The following is a 16,800-nucleotide window of genomic DNA, read 5'->3' as shown; positions in this document are numbered from 1 at the left end:
AAAGAACTTTAGTTGTTTATAAATAGTACGGGTAATATATACATGAACGCAAAAGAGTTATCGCAGGCGCTCGGGATCAGTGCCATGAGTGTCACCTATTGGACCCGCGAGGGCATGCCCCACCGGCGCTCGAAAAATCGGGGGCGCTCGAATGAGTATGACTTCGACGAATGTCTGGCGTGGGCGCGCGAGAACGGCAAGGCGCTTGTCCCGCGCCTGGACCGCAAGGCCGAAGGGGCGTTGACTGCGGACGCACAAAATTCGGAACTGGCAGAGATGCGGATACGCCGGGAGCGAGCGCTGGCTGAAAAACTCGAGCGCGAGAACGCGGTTCGCGCAGGCGAGCTGATCGACCGCGCAGGATCCGAGCGAGCGCAGCACCAAATAGCCCGAACCCTACGTGATGCTCTCGTAGAAACCCTGCCGGCGCGAACCGCGCCAGAGCTGGCGGCGATCACGGACGTGTGGACCCTTGAGTGCCGGCTCCGTGATGCAATTCGCGGGGAACTGCGCGCGATCTGCGACGTTTTAACCGATGAAGCCCAGTGGCTTCCGAAGAGCGAGGCTGAAAAATGAAAAACAGTGGAGCTAATGCATACTTCAGAGCCTTTTCGGCCGGTCTCGGCGGCCACGGGCTGCCGGAACCTGACCGTGAAGCCCGTATCGATTCCCTTAATGAGCAAATCAACAAGGCCCTTGAATTGATCGATCTGCAAAACGCGGAAATCGAACACCTGGAGAATGTGGATGTTGATTTGCATCGTGACTACATGGCGGCGCTCGAAGCTGCACAGGGATCGCTGCGGGCTATCGCGGCCGGCGCGATTCGGTCGCGACTACAATGACGCGGAACCCCATCGAAACCGCTACCGAGATCCTGCGCTCAATCGCAGAACCTCACAATTCACCGCGATCTCGGGTGGAAGTCGTCGTCGAGCTGCTTGACGGAGCGCGGGAGCTGGACCGGCGAATCGATGCCTTGCGGCAGACGGCGGCGATGCTGCTCCGGGAGATGTCCGCCCTGGAGCGCGAGGCCGTTGCACGGCGGCGTGGGGGCGATTGGACCGCCGAGGCGCTGGGGTGGCTCGCCGATGGAGGCCGGCATGCTCGGCGTCGATGACCTGGCCGCGTTGATCGACGGCGAGCCGATAACGCCCGAGGTCGCGAACTGGCTCCGCGAAGGCCTGCGCTCCGCAATCGAAACGGGGCAACCCCTGGAGCGCGCCTTGCGCCTGACGGAGCTTCCTGGCCGTTCCTGGCGCGATGCGGTCCGTCAACGCAAGGCTAAGCTCCTTGTACGCCTTGCGGCGGACTTGATCCCGGCGCCTACCCCTTGGAGCCGAGCGGAGTCTTTATTTAAGGAAATCGCCGCGTTCAAGCGCTACCGGTGGAGCCGGCTGCAAGGTCTCGATACCCCGCCGGACACCCTGGACGGCATTGAGCAGCACTTGTTCGGGCTTTTCCGGCTCAAGAACGGGGAGGTTAATTATTCGGTAGGGGCCATCTACGCGATACTGACCAAGGGCGATTCGTAGAGCGTGTACCAGGATGCCGGCAAATGTCGCGCATGCGCGACATTTGTGATGACCGATTTGCTTGCGATAACCATGTATCGGTGTGCAGTCTGAAACGAAAACGGCAGCATTGGCGCCCTCCCCGTGATTTCGTTCCACTCGAAAAGCACCCCCATTCTCTTCGAGTGACAGCCGGCGGAGAATGGTCCCCAATCCAACGAACCGGAGGGCCGCAAACCACCATGAACATCAATTTTTCAAAATTGAATCGCCTCGAAGAGGCAAGCCGTCAAGCGCACGCCGTGCTCCTGTCCGTCATGGAGCGCCGAGACGAGGCCCGTTCAGATTTTTATCGCCGCCGCGACCAACTGAGGCGAGACAGCTACTCGGCTCCGCCGGATGTCCGCGCCCTTATCCACGACTGGCTTGATCGCGGATGCCCGTCAAAGCTCCCGGAGTTCCCCGCAACCGTTCAGACGGTTGGATGGACGACGGACGGAACCACCCACCACGCCGAGAGCCCGAGCCCGTGGCTCAGTCATGTGGCCGCCGTCGCCGACCGAAAGGTTCAGTTTGGCGAACTCGAGGCCGAGCACCGCCGCGTGCACCAGCGATGGGAATCGCTGAGCGCCTGCCTGCCGGCGCTACGCGATTTCGCGCGGCAATACGGACGCCGGACACCCAATCAAACCGCCCGCTTGGCAAGCGAGGCCACTCTGCCGGATTCCGGCAGCGATGTCGGTCGAGCCCATGCCGGGTATGCGCCACCTGAACAGGCTGCCGCGGCGGCACCGACGGGCGGTATTTTCGGCTTTTGGAGAAAATAAGACATGGCAAAACCCACGAATTTTGATACCGAGCTGGCGCGACTCCGCACCGAGATCGCCGCCACAAAAGAACGGATCGAATGGCTTCGGGACGCGCCCCAGGCGTACGAAGAGGCCTGCAAGCAAGCCAGCGACGCCGTTCGGGCTCAGGGGCGGCACGCCGACCTGAGCGTCGGCCGGTTCTGTCATCCGGGGTATATGGGGTCGGATCTTTTGAGCTCCAGTGGCGACTTGACGCAAATCATGTGTCGACTGTTCCCGGAGGCGATGGAACATCGCCTGCACGCGCTGATTGCGGAGCACTACAAGACCGTCGAAGCCGGTCCGCCGCTGGCCGAACGCGCCGATCGCAAACTCGACCTGGAGCAGGCGTTGTTCGACCTGGAGCTCGCCGAGGAGCGGCTCATCTGCGCCTGGGAGCGCGACCACGGCCAGGTCTACCCGCGCCGGGCCGGCGTCAACCCGTCCGTCGTCCTGGGCGATTGGGATGAGGTTGCATGATGACAATCAAGAAACCCCAAGACACCGCTTACCTGGTTGTCGAACGCAAACATCCCGACGGCCGCATGAGTCTGTTCCGCTGCCTGGGTGCCGACCCGGCCAAGGGTCGTGAAAAGCTTATCGCGGACGACAGTGGCCGCTTGGCCTGGGTCGAAATGACCGACGCGGACGTGAAGCCGTCACTGCTGTACGCGACTTCCGGAAAGGACCCCGGCCCGGTACCGGGGTGGCTCCAAGGAAAGCTTGGCTTGCCGGCCGAACGAAATCCGGTACAGACCGCACCCCAAACCGCAGGACCGGCAACGCCAGCACCTAACCGTCGCGCGCCCCCGCCGGATCCTCAAACTGAGAGCGCCCACGTACAAGACCTTTGGGACAAGGCCCTGGGCCGCTCCGACACCCGGCTGCCGGAAGCCGCAGCCCCGACCGCGGCCAAGCCGTCGCCCGCGAAACAATGTTTCATCCCCGATCCAGGCGGCGCTGTTGCCGGATCCGGAGCACCGGCTGCCGATCCTGCAACTCAAGATGCCTGGTCCAGCTATCTCGGGCATTAACCCAGTCCTCGTACCGCTGCGCCGTGTCCGGCGTGTAAATGTAGCGGTAGCGGAGGTCACGCCGGACACCCTTCTTCCCAACACCCGGCATCGTGCCGGGTTTTTTCGTAACGTTACGGAAAAAGCACTATGGCAACCGGAAAAAAACTCAGTCTCTCGATCCTGCTGAAAACCATCGATCAGGCCACCGGCCCGATCAAGAAGCTCAACGGCCAATTGCAGGCGATGAACGCGCCCGTCAAGCGGCTATCGTTCGAAATGGACAAATTCGCGCGGCTCTCGGGCTTGTCGGCCGTGAAAACGGGCCTGGCCGATGTCGGCCGCGAGGCGACGTCACTCGGCGCAAAGCTTGGGGCGCTCGGCATCGGGGCGGGATTCTTGTTCAAGAAGGCTTTTGTCGACCCAGCCGCCGAGTTCGAGCGGTTCCAATCCGTCCTGGAGCAGCTGGAGGGTAGCAGCGCGAAGGCTCGGGAATCCATGAAGTGGGTCTCCAATTTCGCGGCGGAAACGCCGTTTTCCCTCGGCGAGGTGACCGATTCCTTCGTCAAAATGCGGGCCTACGGACTCGACCCGACCAACGGCCTGCTGCGGACGCTGGGCGATACCGGCGCCGCGATGGGCAAGCCCGTCATGCAGGCGGTCGAAGCCGTGGCCGATGCCATGACCGGAGAGAATGAGCGGCTAAAGGAGTTCGGGATCCGGGCGAGTACCGTCGGCAAGAAGATCGTCTACGAGTACGCCGTCAACGGCCAGACCATGCGGAAGTCGGCCGACAAGAACAACCGCGCCGCGATCGTCGGCACCCTCGAATCCATTTGGAATTCAAAATACGGGGGCGCGATGGCCAAGCAGCAAAAGAACTGGACGTTCATGTGGCAGGCGATCGGGGACCAATGGGACCGCTTCAAGCTGAACGTCATGAACTCAGGGCTGTTCGACTGGATGAAGGGCAAGCTGTCCGATCTGCTCGAACGCATCAACCGCATGGCGGCCGATGGCAGCCTGGAGGCCTGGGCGAAGCAGACCGGCACCGCGATTCAGGACTTCCTTGAGGAAGCATTGCGCGGAATCCGTGCGGTCGGGCGATCCATCGGCACCTTGGCGGGAAACGTCGGCGGCTGGTCCAATCTGATCAAGCTCGGATTTTTGGGGATAGCGGCGACCATCACCGGGCCATTGATCGCTGCCGTGTTCAAGCTCACGGCAGCGCTGTCGCTCAATCCCTTCATGGCGCTATTAACCGCCGGCACCATCGCCGTAGCCATACTGACGGGCTTATGGAACCCGCTCGAAACGCTATGGCCGGAGCAATGGGAGCGAATTACCAACTCGATCGGGCTCAAGATCGATAGCCTGATCGAGTCCATCTTGCGGAAGGTACGGGTGCTCGGGCCGCTCCTGCCGAATTCCTTCCTGGCGTGGAGCGCTCGCGAGCTGGCGGACATCGACCGACGTCGCACACTGTTGACGCAACCCCTGTCGCCACAACTCAAAGCGTTGACGGCTCCGGCATCCGGGCTTTCCGGATCGGGCGGAAATGTTGTTCCCTTCCCGCAAGAGAGAGTCGCTACACCGTCACCGTTCACGGGGCGGGGCGGATCTGCATCGGTGGACCGCATCGTGGCGGAAGCGCTGCGGTCCATGAGCGAAAAAGAGGCGAAAATCGGAATCAAGATCGATGGCTCCGTGCCGGCGCGAGTCAACCAGATGTCCAGCAAGGGCCTGCAAGTCGATGTTGATTCCGGCTTGATGGGCGCGGCCTGGTAGCGTATCATCGCCTTAGCCTGCTCAGCGGCATCGTAGTTGAGACTAGTTGCACCAGAAGAACCCCGGCAGCCTTGGGCTCGACCGGGGTTTTTTATGCCTGCCGTTTCCGTCCCGATTCAGCATTTCGGCGGCGGCGGATTGGGATAAAAAACAAATCGGAAAATTTTCCGATTTGTTTTCAGTCTTTGCCGCGTACTTGTTACCAACCGCTGCGCCTATCGGCATATTCGCCAGCTTCGCCGCGACCATGGCCCGCTGGGTTTCGTTCAGGTGGCGCTTGGTAGGCCGTCCGTGCGCGCAATTTTCACCTGGTAAGCATTCACCGTGCCAGCGCGGTCAAACCACATAGATTAGTATGGAATGACATTTGCCGTGGAGCTGAACGGCGTTATTTGAAAGAATCGCGCCAATCGATAAGCCGCGCCAATCCTGGCTGCGAGATTGGCACGGGGAATGTATAGTGGAAAATGGCATGGAAGCCACCACGCACCCGACCCGGCGAATTGACGGATATTCGCGAATGTGCGCATACTGACCGCACTACTAAACTTCTAGCGGCCGCCGCACCCGTCAGACCTGCGGATTTTTTACGCCCATAGTTTCTATGGCGCGGTCGATACGGTGAAATAAGGCGGGCAACCGCACGAATAAGCCGAGCCGTCTAGAAGCGGTAGTTGAGACCGCGCCACCCTCATTCTGGTGGCGCTCTACTGGAGCAAACACCATGTCAAACCTAACTGTGTCCGATCTGCCGACAACCGCTGAATTGCCGGATCAGGCAAAAGGCCTGCCGCATCACACCAGCCTCGAAACCGCGCGCATTATGCTGGAACAAACGAAATCCCTACTTTCAATTGTCCGCGGGGCCGTTGGTGGCGCGCTTGATTCGCAGCTCAGTGAGCGAGATGTCGACGGAATCCAGGTCGTATGCGACGAGATCGAGAGCCGCATCGATCACGCTCTCGACCTGGTTGGGTAAAGGAGATCGCAATGAAAGAGATCGCAGTGAGCGTGATTGACCGAATCCATAACATCGCGGACAAGATTGAATTCTTGAAGCAGATGTCGACGCTCAAGGATTTCTCGGTTAGCGGCCAGGCGGCGGGCGGCCTATACCGCATCCTTGATGACATTGCGGAAGACCTGAAAGCGATCAGGGCCGAGATCGACTGACCCGTAGCGTTGGAGCGCATAAAAAAAGCCCGGCGCGAACCGGGCTTTTTTTATGCGGATGGCAGGCGAAAAAGCGCGTAAATTTAAGATTTACAAATCATTTGCAGAGGTTGCTTTACCTGCCTGCAGGAACCCGGTGGCGATGGCGACCAAAGTAGATCCAGCGACAACGCCAGCAAGGATATCCTTGTCGATATATGCCAGAAATGCCACGAGGCACATACCTATTGTGATAAGGCTCCATGCCATCCAGTGGGCGCGTCGGTTATCCCCTTTCTGCGCATTTAATGCGGCGAAAGCAATTTCTCGCGCATGCTTTGAATCATCTTCAAATACGCGCAGAATTCTCTCTGGCGCGTCCGGAATGATTTCACCGTATTGACGGAAAATTTCCGGGGGTGGGATCGGGCCGGAAAAATGCTGTTGAGACACAACGCTTTGAATCCGTTCAGCGGGTGATGCCGTTCCAGGCAAATGTTCTACGAAATCAGCGATCGGATCTCTACGATCCGGTAAGGACTGTTTAGCGAGTTTCTTTTGCCTTCTGGCCATGCAATCTACCGTTGGCGGGATGGCGAGTAACTTTTTCTATGGAGTTACTTAAGCGGCTACCGATCTCTGTCCAATTCACCCGCATCATTTCGATTGCGCCTTCCTTGACTATAAAGCGGCCATAACCGCCATGAGGAAGTACAGAGAAAATTTCAGGTATGGCTCTCAGAGCTGACTTCCGCTTCATTTATCTACCCTCTCATGCAGCCTGAATTCAATCATCACCGTACATATAACCATAGACTACAAACGGTAGTCACGATTTTTTTGGTTGATCTGCAGGCATGAAAAAGCCCGGTAAGCGCCGGGCTTTTTGTTGCGTTGCCTGTCTACATTGCGTCTACAGCAGTTTTTGCTTGCCGTTTTTGTCCGACGCTTCCGAGTTCGTAACGTCTTGTTTTTTAAGTGGTGCCGAGGGCGAGAATCGAACTCGCACTTGGTTTCCCAAACCAGATTTTGAGTCTGGCGCGTCTACCAGTTTCGCCACCTCGGCGCGAAAGCAGGCGAATTATAAAGAAATCTCTCTTAAAAAGCCACATACTGCATTCTTTTCTCCCCGACTGTTACCATCTGTCGATGCGTAAAAGTGATTTCTTTTTTGAGCTTCCCGAGGATCTGATCGCCCAGTACCCGCTACCGGAGCGTAGCGCCAGTCGGCTGCTGTGTTTGGATGGAACGACCGGCGAAATTGACGATCGTATGTTTATCGAGCTGCCGGAACTGCTTCGTGCGGGCGACCTTCTAGTCTTTAACGATACCAAAGTCATGCCGGCGCGGCTTTTCGGCCGCAAAGCGTCCGGAGGCAGGGTGGAGGTTTTGATCGAACGGGTGCTCGGTCCGAGTATGGGCTTGGCCCATGTGCGTGCAAGCAAGGCTCCGAAAGCGGGAACCGAAATTCTTCTCGAAGGCGGTTTTCGATGCTCGGTACAAGGACGGCAAGACGATTTGTTCCTGCTGATGCTTCTCGACGGTCGAACCGTCGATGAAGTCTTGAGCGCCGTTGGGCATATTCCTCTGCCGCCTTATATCGACCGGCCGGATTCGGTATCCGATTGGGAACGTTATCAGACCGTGTTTGCGAAGGCGTCCGGTGCCGTAGCGGCGCCCACCGCCGGTCTGCATTTCGATGAAGCGATGCTGGAGCGCCTGGCTGCGAAGGGTATCGAGCGGGCTTTTGTGACGCTGCATGTGGGCAGCGGCACGTTTCAACCCTTGCGGGTGGATGAACTGGATCAGCACAAAATGCATTCGGAGCTTTGCGAGGTCGGTTCGGACGTGGTGGAAAAAGTTAACGAGGTTCGGCAGCGCGGGGGGCGGGTGATTGCCGTCGGAACAACCGTAGTGCGGACATTGGAGTCGGCCTCGCTTAAAGGGTCCCTGACTTCTTACAAAGGCGAGACGAATTTGTTTATTCGTCCGGGCTTCCACTTTCGTTGTGTCGATGCCATGGTTACAAATTTTCATCTTCCGGAATCCACCCTGTTGACCTTGGTGTGCGCTTTTGCCGGTTATTCCGAGGTTCTGGCGGCCTATCGGCACGCCGTAGAGCGCAAATACCGGTTTTTCAGTTACGGCGACGCGATGTTTGTCACGCACAAGCCGCATGCGTAACCGATAATACCCGGACCATCAATTTTTATGCGGAACCGGAATGGTCGCGAAGACGTCCGAGCTTCTTAAGCAGTTCAGCCCCGGGCGAATTCTGTTACCGGTCGTTTTGGGATTGGGTATCGTCGGCTACACGCTGTATGGCGAATGGGTCAAGAGCGACCTTCCGATGGGCGAGGTGCTGGATCGTTTCGCCTGGACTTCGCGTTCGGTCTTCTGGATTGCTTTGGCGCTCCTGATGATGATGCTGCGCGATTTCGGCTACATGTGGCAATTGCGGATATTGACCGACCGTAAGCTGGAGTGGCGGACCTGTCTCGAAATAATCCTCCTTTGGGATTTCTTCGCCGCGGTTTCGCCATCCATGGTCGGCGGAGCCGCCGTAGCGGTGTTTATGCTGGTCAAAGAACAGATCAGCATCGGTCGCAGCACCGCGATCGTATTTACCACGGTTTTTCTCGATCAGGTGTTCTATACCTCGCTCCCTTTCTTCGCGAGCCTGTTCGTTCCTCAGGCCGACATTTTCGCGCCCTTGCACTACATTCGGTCGGAACTGCTCGGAACCAGCATGATGGTCGGGTTTTGGGTGGCCTGGGGCGGGCTGGTCGTCTACTTGATACTGCTTATTGCGGCATTGTTCGTAGCGCCGCACTGGATCAACTGGTGGCTGACCAGGCTGCTCATGCTACGGATGTTCCGCTTCTGGCGCTCGCGAGGCTTGCACATGGTCAACGACCTGCTCACGGCCTCACGCGATTTGCGGGATAGGAAATCGATTTTCTGGTTTCAGGTTTGGGTGGCGACATCGCTTGCATGGATAGGCCGATATCTGGTCTTGAACTGCGTTCTTGCGGCTTTTTCCCCTGTGCCGATGACATTGTTCGATCATCTGCTCGCCATTGGTCGACAAGCCGTGTTATGGATAGTCATGGTTCTTTCGCCGACTCCCGGCAGCGCCGGCGTCGCCGAACTCGGTTTTTCCTGGCTGTTCAGGGATTTCGCCCCGGCTGGCGTGGCCCTGGGTCTGGCCATTCTGTGGCGGCTGATCAGCTACTATCCCTATTTGATCATCGGCGTGCCGGTCATGACGCGTTGGGTTAAGCGCGTGTATGGCTCCGATGTCCGGCAGCCACGAATCGGTATCGATTGAGCCCTTTATGTTCGAATTGCATCCTCGTTTGTCGCAGGATTGTATTCAGTTAGGCCATTTTCCGTTGTGCCGGCTTTTGCTGATGAATGAGAACCGCTATCCGTGGTTCATCCTCGTTCCGGAGCGGGAAGAGCTTAGCGAGATTTATCAGTTGACGGATGAGGACCAGGTTCAGCTTATGCGGGAATCGTCCCACCTCTCCCGTACGCTGTCGGAGCTGTTTCGTGCCGATAGGATGAATATCGCCGCCATCGGCAATCTGGTGCCACAGCTTCACCTTCACCATGTGGTGCGCTATCGAGGCGATCCGGCGTGGCCCGGTCCGATTTGGGGTCGCTTCGATCCGTTGCCTTACGACGCACCTACTATCATGGAGATCAGGCGAAAGCTCGGAGCCGCGCCTTTGCAACATTTTGTCTTTTTCGATTGAGACCATGGACTGCCGGACCGGCTGCGGCGCCTGCTGCATCGCCATATCAATTTCCAGCCCGCTTCCCGGCATGCCCGAAGGCAAGCCGTCAGGCGTTCGGTGCATCCATCTGACCCCTGATTTTCGATGTGCCATTTTCGGGCAGCCCGGCCGTCCGGCTTGTTGCGCGGGACTGCAGCCGTCGCAGGAAATGTGCGGCAACAGCCGGGAAGAGGCGATCGCCTATCTGACCTGGCTGGAAGATGCGACGCTCCCGTAGTCCGCCGGCGAACCAGAACTCGCACCGTTCGCAACAGTCAATATCCAGGGAGTGAACGGAGGAGATCAGGCATGGAGGTTCTTCGCACGGATGTCGCCATCATCGGAGGAGGGCTTGGCGCCTGTGCTGCCGCCCTGGGCGCGGCCAGGGTGGGATATCGGGTCGTTCTGACCGAGGAAACGTACTGGATCGGCGGTCAGTTGACGAATCAGGCGGTTCCCCCGGACGAGCATCCGTGGATCGAGGAATTCGGCGCGACGGCCAGCTATAAGGCGCTGCGGGAAGGTATCCGCCAATATTACCGTGCCCATCTGCCGCTCACGCCGGTGGCGCGGGCATCGAAACATCTCAATCCGGGCAACGGTTGGGTCAGCCGGCTGTGCCACGATCCGCGTGTCGCCGTCGCGGTGCTCCATCAGATGGTCGCGCCGTATCAACTCAGCGGCAAAATGTTCGTTATGCACCCCCATCGCCCGATTGACGCATGGACCCACGGTGATCGGGTGACCGGGGTGGTCGTCAGAGGTCTTGAATCCGGACGTGACACCCTGATCGAAGCATCTTATTTCATCGACGCGACTCCGCAGGGCGAGTTGCTCGCCCTGGCCGGAGTGGAACATGTGCTGGGCGCCGAATCCCGCGCCGAAACCGGCGAGCCCCACGCGTCCGAGATGGCCGATCCCAAGGATCAGCAGGCGATCACGGTTTGCTTCGCCATGGAGTACCTTCCCGGCGAGGACCACACTATCGATAAGCCGCGGCAATACGAGCTGTGGCGTGATTACCGGCCGCCGGACTGGCCGGGGCGATTGCTCGGCTGGACTACGAGTCGGCCCGAAACGCACGAGCCGTTGACGCGTTTCTTGTTTGAGGCGGAGGACGGACGGCCCTGGTGGCACTTTCGTCGAATTTTGGATGTCACCAACTTCGAGCATGGCTTCGCGCCCAGCGACGTCAGCGTAGTCAATTGGCCCCAGAACGATTACTGGTTCGGACCGGTCTGCGGCGTCGACGAAGTGGAGCAGGCACGAAATCTGGAGGCCGCGCGGCAACTCAGCCTCAGTCTGCTTTACTGGCTCCAGACCGAAGCTCCGCGGCCGGACGGAGGAATCGGATATCGAGGGCTCCGCCTTCGCCGGGACGTGGTCGGCGGGACCGTCGACGGACTCGCGCCGGCGCCTTACATCCGGGAGTCCAGGCGCATCCGGGCCGAGTTCACCGTACTCGAACAGCAGATTGCACATCCGCTCCGACCGGACGGTCCCGAATTTTTCGACGACTCGGTCGGCATCGGATGTTACCGCATCGATCTCCACCCCCGTACCAGCGGCGCCGGTTATCTGGACCTCGGCTGCTGGCCGTTCCAGATTCCGCTCGGATCGTTGCTGCCGGTGCGCGTCGAAAACCTATTGCCCGGCGGCAAGAACCTGGGCGTGACGCACATCACGAACGGAGCTTATCGGGTACACCATGTCGAATGGAACGTGGGCGAGGCGGCGGGGCTGCTGGCGGCGTTCTGCCTTGAGCGCAAGGTTCCGCCGCGCTTCGTGAGAAGCCGCAAGGCACTGCTGGAAGATTTCCAATCCCTGCTTCGGCGGCAGGGAATCGCGCTCTCCTGGCCGTCGCTTTCGCCGCTTTGAGGTTTGGGTTGAGATGATTTTCGGAGACAGTCGATGGATCAGCAGAACCGACGATTCCGCATCGGCATTTCAGGATCCTACGGCGGGATGAATCTCGGCGACGAGGCCATTCTGGACGGCATAGTGAGCCAGTTGCGCCGGTCCATCGAGGCCGAGATCACGGTTTTTTCGCGGAACCCTGAGGATACGCTGAGCCGGCACAAGGTCGAGCGTGCTGTCCCGGTCCGGAACCTGACCCGGAAAGAAGTCAGCCGGGAAGTGGAGGGGCTCGATCTGTTTATCCTCGGTGGGGGCGGCATTCTTTACGACCGCGACGCCGAGACCTACTTGAGGGAAGTGTTTCTCGCGCATGAATTCGGGGTTCCTGTGGTCGTGTACGCGGTGAGCGCGGGCCCGCTCACGGATTCGAGTGCGCGTAGCGCGGTACGCGAGGCTTTGAACCACGCGGCCATCATCACGGTGCGGGATCGCCAAGGCTATCGGCTGCTCGAAGACGTCGGGATCGATCGCGAGATTCATCTGACCGCCGATCCTGCTTTGCTCATACGTCCGGATCAGCTTCCTCTGGAAGTCCTCAAATCGGAGGGTGTCGAGTTCGAACGCCACCTGGTGGGCTTTTCGGTCAGAGAGCCGGGTCCTGCGGCTCCCGATCTCGACCCGGAGCATTATCACGCGCTGCTCGCCAATACCGCGGATTTCATGGTGGACCGGCTCGATGCCGACGTCGTTTTCGTTCCGATGGAACGGACCGACGTCCAGCACAGCCACGGGGTGGTGGCGCACATGCACAATTCGGAACGAGCGGAAATTCTGAGACGGCATTACTCTGCTCAGCAAACGCTTGGTCTTCTGGGGCGTTTCGAGTTCGCCGTGGGTATGCGGCTCCATTTTCTGATCTTCGCTGCCCTTCAGGGGACACCTTTCGTGGCGCTTCCCTACGCGTCCAAGGTCGTAGGTTTTCTTGACGATCTGGAGATGGAAACGCCGCCGCTGGGCGATGTCGGGATCGGTCAGCTCATCGCCAGGATAGACCGTTGTTGGGACACGCGAGATGAAATTCGCGCCAGGATCAAGCGACGGCTCCCCGCCCTCCAATCCCGTGCGCGAGAGACGAATCAGCTTCTCGTCCGTCTTCTGACGAGATCAGGCTAGAGCGTTTTTGATCCCGGTGTACGGATTCGTGTGGGGCGGGAAGAACGTAGGTCGGCAATCCCTTCCCAATCGCAAACGGCATCTCTGGGAGCGCCAGAGCTGCCCTTCCGACAAAGCCCTTTGCCGAGCCGGTACGTCGGCAAGGGATTGCCGACCTACATATGGGGCTCCCTTACACCGAATCAGAAAATGCTCTAGCTGCTTCGGCGCTGAGTGATACTCGGTCGATTCCCGTAGTCATCTGAAACGATCAGGGGTTATTCGCCGGTCGAATATCGAGCTGCATGCGGCCGCTCCAGTCCTTCGCGAACTGCCAGGCGACTCGGCCGCTGCGGGAACCGCGTTGAAGGGCAAAACGAAGAGCCTCGGTACGCACCGCTTCCCAGTCGTCCAAAGGGGTATGGAGCTTGTCCAGCCAGTACCGGACGATGTCCAGGTATTGGTCCTGATTGAACGGATAAAAAGACAGCCATAAGCCGAAACGTTCAGACAGCGAGATCTTTTCCTCCACCGCTTCGCCCTGATGGATTTCGCCCTCGATATGGCGGGCTTGAAGGTTTTCCTCGCGGTACTCGGGCAGCAGATGCCGCCGGTTGGAGGTGGCGTAGATCAATACATTCGCCGGCGGGGCGCTGAACGAGCCTTCCAGCGTGGATTTCAGAGCCTTGTAGCCCGCATCGTCCGCTTCGAACGAAAGATCGTCGCTAAACAGAATAAATTTTTCCGAGCGCGGATAGAGCAGCTCCAAGATGTCCGGCAGCTCGACCAAATGCTGCCGGTCCACCTCTACGACACGCAGACCTACGGAGGCATATTCGTTGAGAAGAGCCTTGATGAGCGAGGATTTGCCGGTGCCCTTCGAGCCCCAAAGCAAGGCGTTGTTGGCCGGCAATCCCTGGATGAATTGCCGGGTATTCCGGTCCAGCTCGCACTTTTGCCGGTCGACGCACAAGATATCGGCCAGGGCCAGCCGGTGAGGATTTCGGATGGGTTGCAAAGGGTTGGCGTGACCGGCCCCGCGCCATCGGAAGGCGATGGCGCCTTCCCAATCGGGTTCCGCCGGCCCGGAAGGCATCCGTCTTTCGAGACGATCGAGCAGTTCGGATGCCCTGGCGATCAGTTGTGCGAGTAATTCCATAGACGGACGGCTGGTTTAAGGCTGGTCTTCTTTGGGGCGGCGTTTCGCCGCCGGTTTATCCTGCCCCGAGGCTTTCGGTTTCCCGAACTTGCGTTCGCCGGACTTTGCCGGCTTCTTGCCTGGTTTCCGACCGCCGTTGTCCAGCAATTGCAGATTGAGGCGCTGGTTTTTTACCCAGGTTTTCTTCAGTAGCCTAAAGAAATCGTCCGGGAGATCGGCCGGAAGTTCTACCGTGCTGTAAGTATCGAATAGTTTGATCTGACCGATCAGCTTGGAAGAAAGCCCGGTTTCGTTGGCAATGGCGCCGACGATATCCTTGGGCTGCACGCCGTGCTCGCGGCCGACGTCGATGGTGTAGCGCAGTGTTCCTCCTTCCGGGCGTGTTCTTTCCCGCCGGCGTTCACGAACCGGTTCCGGAGCCGATAGTTCCGGTTCCTCGGTAGCTTCCAGCGGACGTTCGCGATGCATCAGATAGGCGAGGGCGGCGGCGATATCGGCGGAATCGCCTATTTCGTCGGTGACCAATTTGTCCACCAGTTCCCGGTAAAAGCTCACGTCCTCGTCGTCCAGAGTTTGAACCAACTGAGCCTTGAACTGCTCGATGCGGCGGTCGGCGATGTCCTGCAGGGTAGGCAGCCGCATTTGCTGTATGGGTTGTCTAGTGGTTTGCTCGATGGCGCGCAGCATTCGCCTTTCGCGCGGAGCGACGAACAGAATGGCCTTGCCTTTACGCCCGGCGCGCCCGGTGCGCCCGATGCGGTGAATATAGGCTTCGCTGTCGTAGGGAATGTCGTAGTTCACGACATGCGTGATCCGCTCCACGTCCAGTCCGCGCGCGGCGACGTCGGTGGCGACGACGATGTCCAGGGCATTCTTCTTCAAGCGGTCGATGACTTTCTCGCGCAAGACCTGGCTCATGTCCCCGTTCAGGGCCGCGGCCTCATACCCGCGAGCCTCCAGTTTCTCGGCCAGCTCCACGGTTTCGGTCTTGGTGCGGACGAAAATGATCATGGCGTCGAAATCTTCCGCGTCGAGAATGCGGGTTAGGGCTTCCAGCTTTTGCACGCCCGAGACCAGCCAATATTGCTGGCTGATGGCCTCAACGGTGGCAGTCTTCGCCTTGATTTTTACTTCCGCCGCGTTGTTGAGATGCCGGTCGGCGATTTTGCGGATGACGGTCGGCATGGTGGCCGAAAACAGCGCGATCTGGCGGGTCTGCGGCGTTTGTTCCAGAATCCATTCGACATCCTCGATGAAGCCCATGCGCAGCATTTCGTCGGCTTCGTCGAGTACCAGCGTGGTCAGATTATCCAAAGACAAGGTTCCGCGGCGGAGATGATCCATTACCCGGCCCGGCGTGCCCACGATGACATGGACGCCGCGGGCGAGTTGCCGCAATTGCGATCCCATGCCCTGGCCGCCGTAAACGGGCAGAATGTGGAAGCCTTCGAGATGGCGGGCATAGGTTTGGAAGGCCTCGGCCACCTGGATGGCGAGTTCGCGGGTGGGCGCGAGCACCAGGGCTTGTGGCGAACGCTGGGACAGGTCGATCCGGGTCAGGATGGGAATTGCGAAGGCCGCGGTTTTTCCTGTGCCGGTCTGGGCCTGTCCGAGCAAATCGCGTCCCTCCAATAGGTGAGGGATGCTTTCCGCCTGAATGGGCGACGGGGCTTCATAACCGATCTCTCGGAGCGCCTGAAGGATGGGCTGGGCAATGGCTAATTGTTCGAAGGACGTAACTGAATTGGGTAATGTCATGTGTTCGATAGAGCTAGTGGAGCGATGTTCGATGTACGATACTCTGGGTTTTCGGAACCGGCGTTTCGGCTATTAACTCAGGAGAGGATTGATGATTAAGCTTTGCGGTTTTCCTATCAGCAATTATTACAATAAGGTCAAGCTGGTTCTTCTGGAAAAAGGCATCGAGTTCGAGGAGCAGGCGGCCAATCCGTTCCATAAGGAAGCAATTTTGCAATTCTCGCCCGCCGGTAAGATTCCTTTTTTGTTAACCGATAAAGGACCGCTCTCGGAGTCCCAGGTCATTCTCGAATACTTGGAAGAGGCGTTTCCGCAAAATCCGCTTTATCCATCCGACCCTTTCGAGCGTGCCAAGTGCCGGGAGTTGATTCAACATTTCGAGCTGAATGTGGAACTCGTCGTCCGGCGCCTGTACGGAGAGGCATTCTTCGGCGGTTCAGCCTCGGATGAAACCAAGGCCGAGGTCAAGGAAAAAATCGGTATGGGCATCGATGCGTTCAATCGCCTCGCGAAATTTTCTCCTTATGTAGCCGGCAATCGTTTCACGGCGGCCGATTGTGCCCTCTGGCCCAGTTTCGGTTTGCTGTCATCCGCCACGCAACGCATTTACGGCGAGGATTTCTTGCAGAAAGTCACCGGCGCCGCCGATTATATGGGCATGATGGAATCCCGTCCGCACGTTAAGAAAGTGGCGGCGGATCGAGCCGCCGCCATATCGGCCTTCTTTGCGAAGAAATAACCATTTTACAGCTTCGAATCAGAGCTTGTGAGAAACCG

General features: G+C 58.8%; 20 protein-coding genes and 1 tRNA gene. 17 read left to right on the top strand and 4 right to left on the bottom strand.

Annotation, left to right across the window (positions count from 1 at the left end):
- Positions 1 to 42 precede the first annotated feature (42 nt).
- The 10 genes from ACWJJK_RS16855 to ACWJJK_RS16810 all read left to right on the top strand — a co-directional run bounded on the left by ACWJJK_RS16855 (position 43) and on the right by ACWJJK_RS16810 (position 6,336).
- Complete coding sequence (locus ACWJJK_RS16855) at positions 43 to 576, top strand: terminase small subunit (protein WP_077728019.1); 534 nt, start codon at positions 43 to 45, stop codon at positions 574 to 576.
- Positions 573 to 845: a hypothetical protein gene (locus tag ACWJJK_RS16850; RefSeq protein ID WP_077728020.1), complete on the top strand. Its 273-nt coding sequence runs from the start codon at positions 573 to 575 to the stop codon at positions 843 to 845. The genes ACWJJK_RS16855 and ACWJJK_RS16850 overlap by 4 nt, the downstream gene beginning before the upstream one ends.
- Positions 842 to 1,120 (top strand): hypothetical protein, encoded by a 279-nt coding sequence (locus tag ACWJJK_RS16845; protein WP_077728021.1) that lies wholly within the window; start codon positions 842 to 844, stop codon positions 1,118 to 1,120. The genes ACWJJK_RS16850 and ACWJJK_RS16845 overlap by 4 nt, the downstream gene beginning before the upstream one ends.
- Positions 1,104 to 1,535 carry a hypothetical protein gene (locus ACWJJK_RS16840; protein WP_077728022.1) on the top strand — a complete coding sequence of 144 codons (432 nt, stop codon included), beginning with the start codon at positions 1,104 to 1,106 and terminating at the stop codon, positions 1,533 to 1,535. The genes ACWJJK_RS16845 and ACWJJK_RS16840 overlap by 17 nt, the downstream gene beginning before the upstream one ends.
- 221 nt (positions 1,536 to 1,756) lie before the next feature.
- Entirely contained in the window at positions 1,757 to 2,341 is a 585-nt protein-coding gene (locus ACWJJK_RS16835; RefSeq protein WP_077728023.1) for a hypothetical protein, read from the top strand.
- 3 nt (positions 2,342 to 2,344) lie between these two features.
- Positions 2,345 to 2,842 carry a hypothetical protein gene (locus ACWJJK_RS16830; protein WP_077728024.1) on the top strand — a complete coding sequence of 166 codons (498 nt, stop codon included), beginning with the start codon at positions 2,345 to 2,347 and terminating at the stop codon, positions 2,840 to 2,842.
- Positions 2,839 to 3,396 carry a hypothetical protein gene (locus tag ACWJJK_RS16825; RefSeq protein WP_077728025.1) on the top strand — a complete coding sequence of 186 codons (558 nt, stop codon included), beginning with the start codon at positions 2,839 to 2,841 and terminating at the stop codon, positions 3,394 to 3,396. Before ACWJJK_RS16830 ends, ACWJJK_RS16825 begins: the two co-directional genes overlap by 4 nt.
- Before the next feature lie 129 nt (positions 3,397 to 3,525).
- On the top strand, positions 3,526 to 5,163 hold the full coding sequence (locus ACWJJK_RS16820) for a tape measure protein (protein ID WP_454128304.1): 1,638 nt from the start codon (positions 3,526 to 3,528) through the stop codon (positions 5,161 to 5,163).
- 724 nt (positions 5,164 to 5,887) lie between these two features.
- On the top strand, positions 5,888 to 6,142 hold the full coding sequence (locus tag ACWJJK_RS16815) for a hypothetical protein (protein WP_156879524.1): 255 nt from the start codon (positions 5,888 to 5,890) through the stop codon (positions 6,140 to 6,142).
- An 11-nt stretch (positions 6,143 to 6,153) separates the two neighbouring features.
- Positions 6,154 to 6,336 carry a hypothetical protein gene (locus tag ACWJJK_RS16810; protein ID WP_077728029.1) on the top strand — a complete coding sequence of 61 codons (183 nt, stop codon included), beginning with the start codon at positions 6,154 to 6,156 and terminating at the stop codon, positions 6,334 to 6,336.
- Between the two features lie 90 nt (positions 6,337 to 6,426).
- Here the strand turns inward: ACWJJK_RS16810 and ACWJJK_RS16805 are convergent, their stop codons facing one another.
- Positions 6,427 to 6,888, bottom strand: coding sequence for a DUF2335 domain-containing protein (locus ACWJJK_RS16805; RefSeq protein ID WP_077728030.1), 462 nt, complete (start codon positions 6,886 to 6,888; stop codon positions 6,427 to 6,429).
- A gap of 406 nt (positions 6,889 to 7,294) precedes the next feature.
- Positions 7,295 to 7,381, bottom strand: a tRNA-Leu gene (locus ACWJJK_RS16800).
- Between the two features lie 83 nt (positions 7,382 to 7,464).
- On the opposite strand from ACWJJK_RS16800, the gene queA reads away from it, so the two are divergent.
- From queA to ACWJJK_RS16770, 6 genes are all read left to right on the top strand, one after another.
- The gene (gene queA / locus ACWJJK_RS16795) at positions 7,465 to 8,499 is read left to right on the top strand and encodes a tRNA preQ1(34) S-adenosylmethionine ribosyltransferase-isomerase QueA (protein ID WP_434148039.1); all 1,035 of its coding nucleotides are present in this window, start codon (positions 7,465 to 7,467) and stop codon (positions 8,497 to 8,499) included.
- A gap of 40 nt (positions 8,500 to 8,539) precedes the next feature.
- Complete coding sequence (locus tag ACWJJK_RS16790) at positions 8,540 to 9,646, top strand: lysylphosphatidylglycerol synthase transmembrane domain-containing protein (RefSeq protein WP_133716922.1); 1,107 nt, start codon at positions 8,540 to 8,542, stop codon at positions 9,644 to 9,646.
- A complete protein-coding gene (locus ACWJJK_RS16785) occupies positions 9,606 to 10,076 on the top strand; it encodes an HIT domain-containing protein (RefSeq protein WP_454128303.1) in 471 nt (156 codons plus the stop codon). Before ACWJJK_RS16790 ends, ACWJJK_RS16785 begins: the two co-directional genes overlap by 41 nt.
- 4 nt (positions 10,077 to 10,080) lie before the next feature.
- Positions 10,081 to 10,335: a YkgJ family cysteine cluster protein gene (locus ACWJJK_RS16780; protein ID WP_077728034.1), complete on the top strand. Its 255-nt coding sequence runs from the start codon at positions 10,081 to 10,083 to the stop codon at positions 10,333 to 10,335.
- Between the two features lie 71 nt (positions 10,336 to 10,406).
- On the top strand, positions 10,407 to 11,975 hold the full coding sequence (locus ACWJJK_RS16775; protein WP_434148034.1) for an FAD-dependent oxidoreductase: 1,569 nt from the start codon (positions 10,407 to 10,409) through the stop codon (positions 11,973 to 11,975).
- Positions 11,976 to 12,008: 33 nt separating this feature from the next.
- Complete coding sequence (locus ACWJJK_RS16770; RefSeq protein ID WP_454128302.1) at positions 12,009 to 13,127, top strand: polysaccharide pyruvyl transferase family protein; 1,119 nt, start codon at positions 12,009 to 12,011, stop codon at positions 13,125 to 13,127.
- 250 nt (positions 13,128 to 13,377) lie between these two features.
- On the opposite strand, the gene ACWJJK_RS16765 is transcribed toward ACWJJK_RS16770, so the two are convergent.
- Together ACWJJK_RS16765 and ACWJJK_RS16760 are read right to left on the bottom strand one after the other, a co-directional pair.
- Complete coding sequence (locus ACWJJK_RS16765; protein WP_133716917.1) at positions 13,378 to 14,265, bottom strand: ATP-binding protein; 888 nt, start codon at positions 14,263 to 14,265, stop codon at positions 13,378 to 13,380.
- Between the two features lie 15 nt (positions 14,266 to 14,280).
- The gene (locus ACWJJK_RS16760) at positions 14,281 to 16,023 is read right to left on the bottom strand and encodes a DEAD/DEAH box helicase (protein ID WP_077728038.1); all 1,743 of its coding nucleotides are present in this window, start codon (positions 16,021 to 16,023) and stop codon (positions 14,281 to 14,283) included.
- 91 nt (positions 16,024 to 16,114) lie between these two features.
- Between ACWJJK_RS16760 and ACWJJK_RS16755 the strand changes: the two genes are divergently transcribed.
- Positions 16,115 to 16,762 carry a glutathione S-transferase family protein gene (locus ACWJJK_RS16755; RefSeq protein WP_077728039.1) on the top strand — a complete coding sequence of 216 codons (648 nt, stop codon included), beginning with the start codon at positions 16,115 to 16,117 and terminating at the stop codon, positions 16,760 to 16,762.
- The last annotated feature ends 38 nt before the right edge of the window (positions 16,763 to 16,800 follow it).

Source organism: Methylocaldum gracile, from assembly GCF_053646815.1.
Note: the sequence above shows the minus strand (reverse complement) of the source record. Positions and strands in the feature narration are given on the sequence as shown.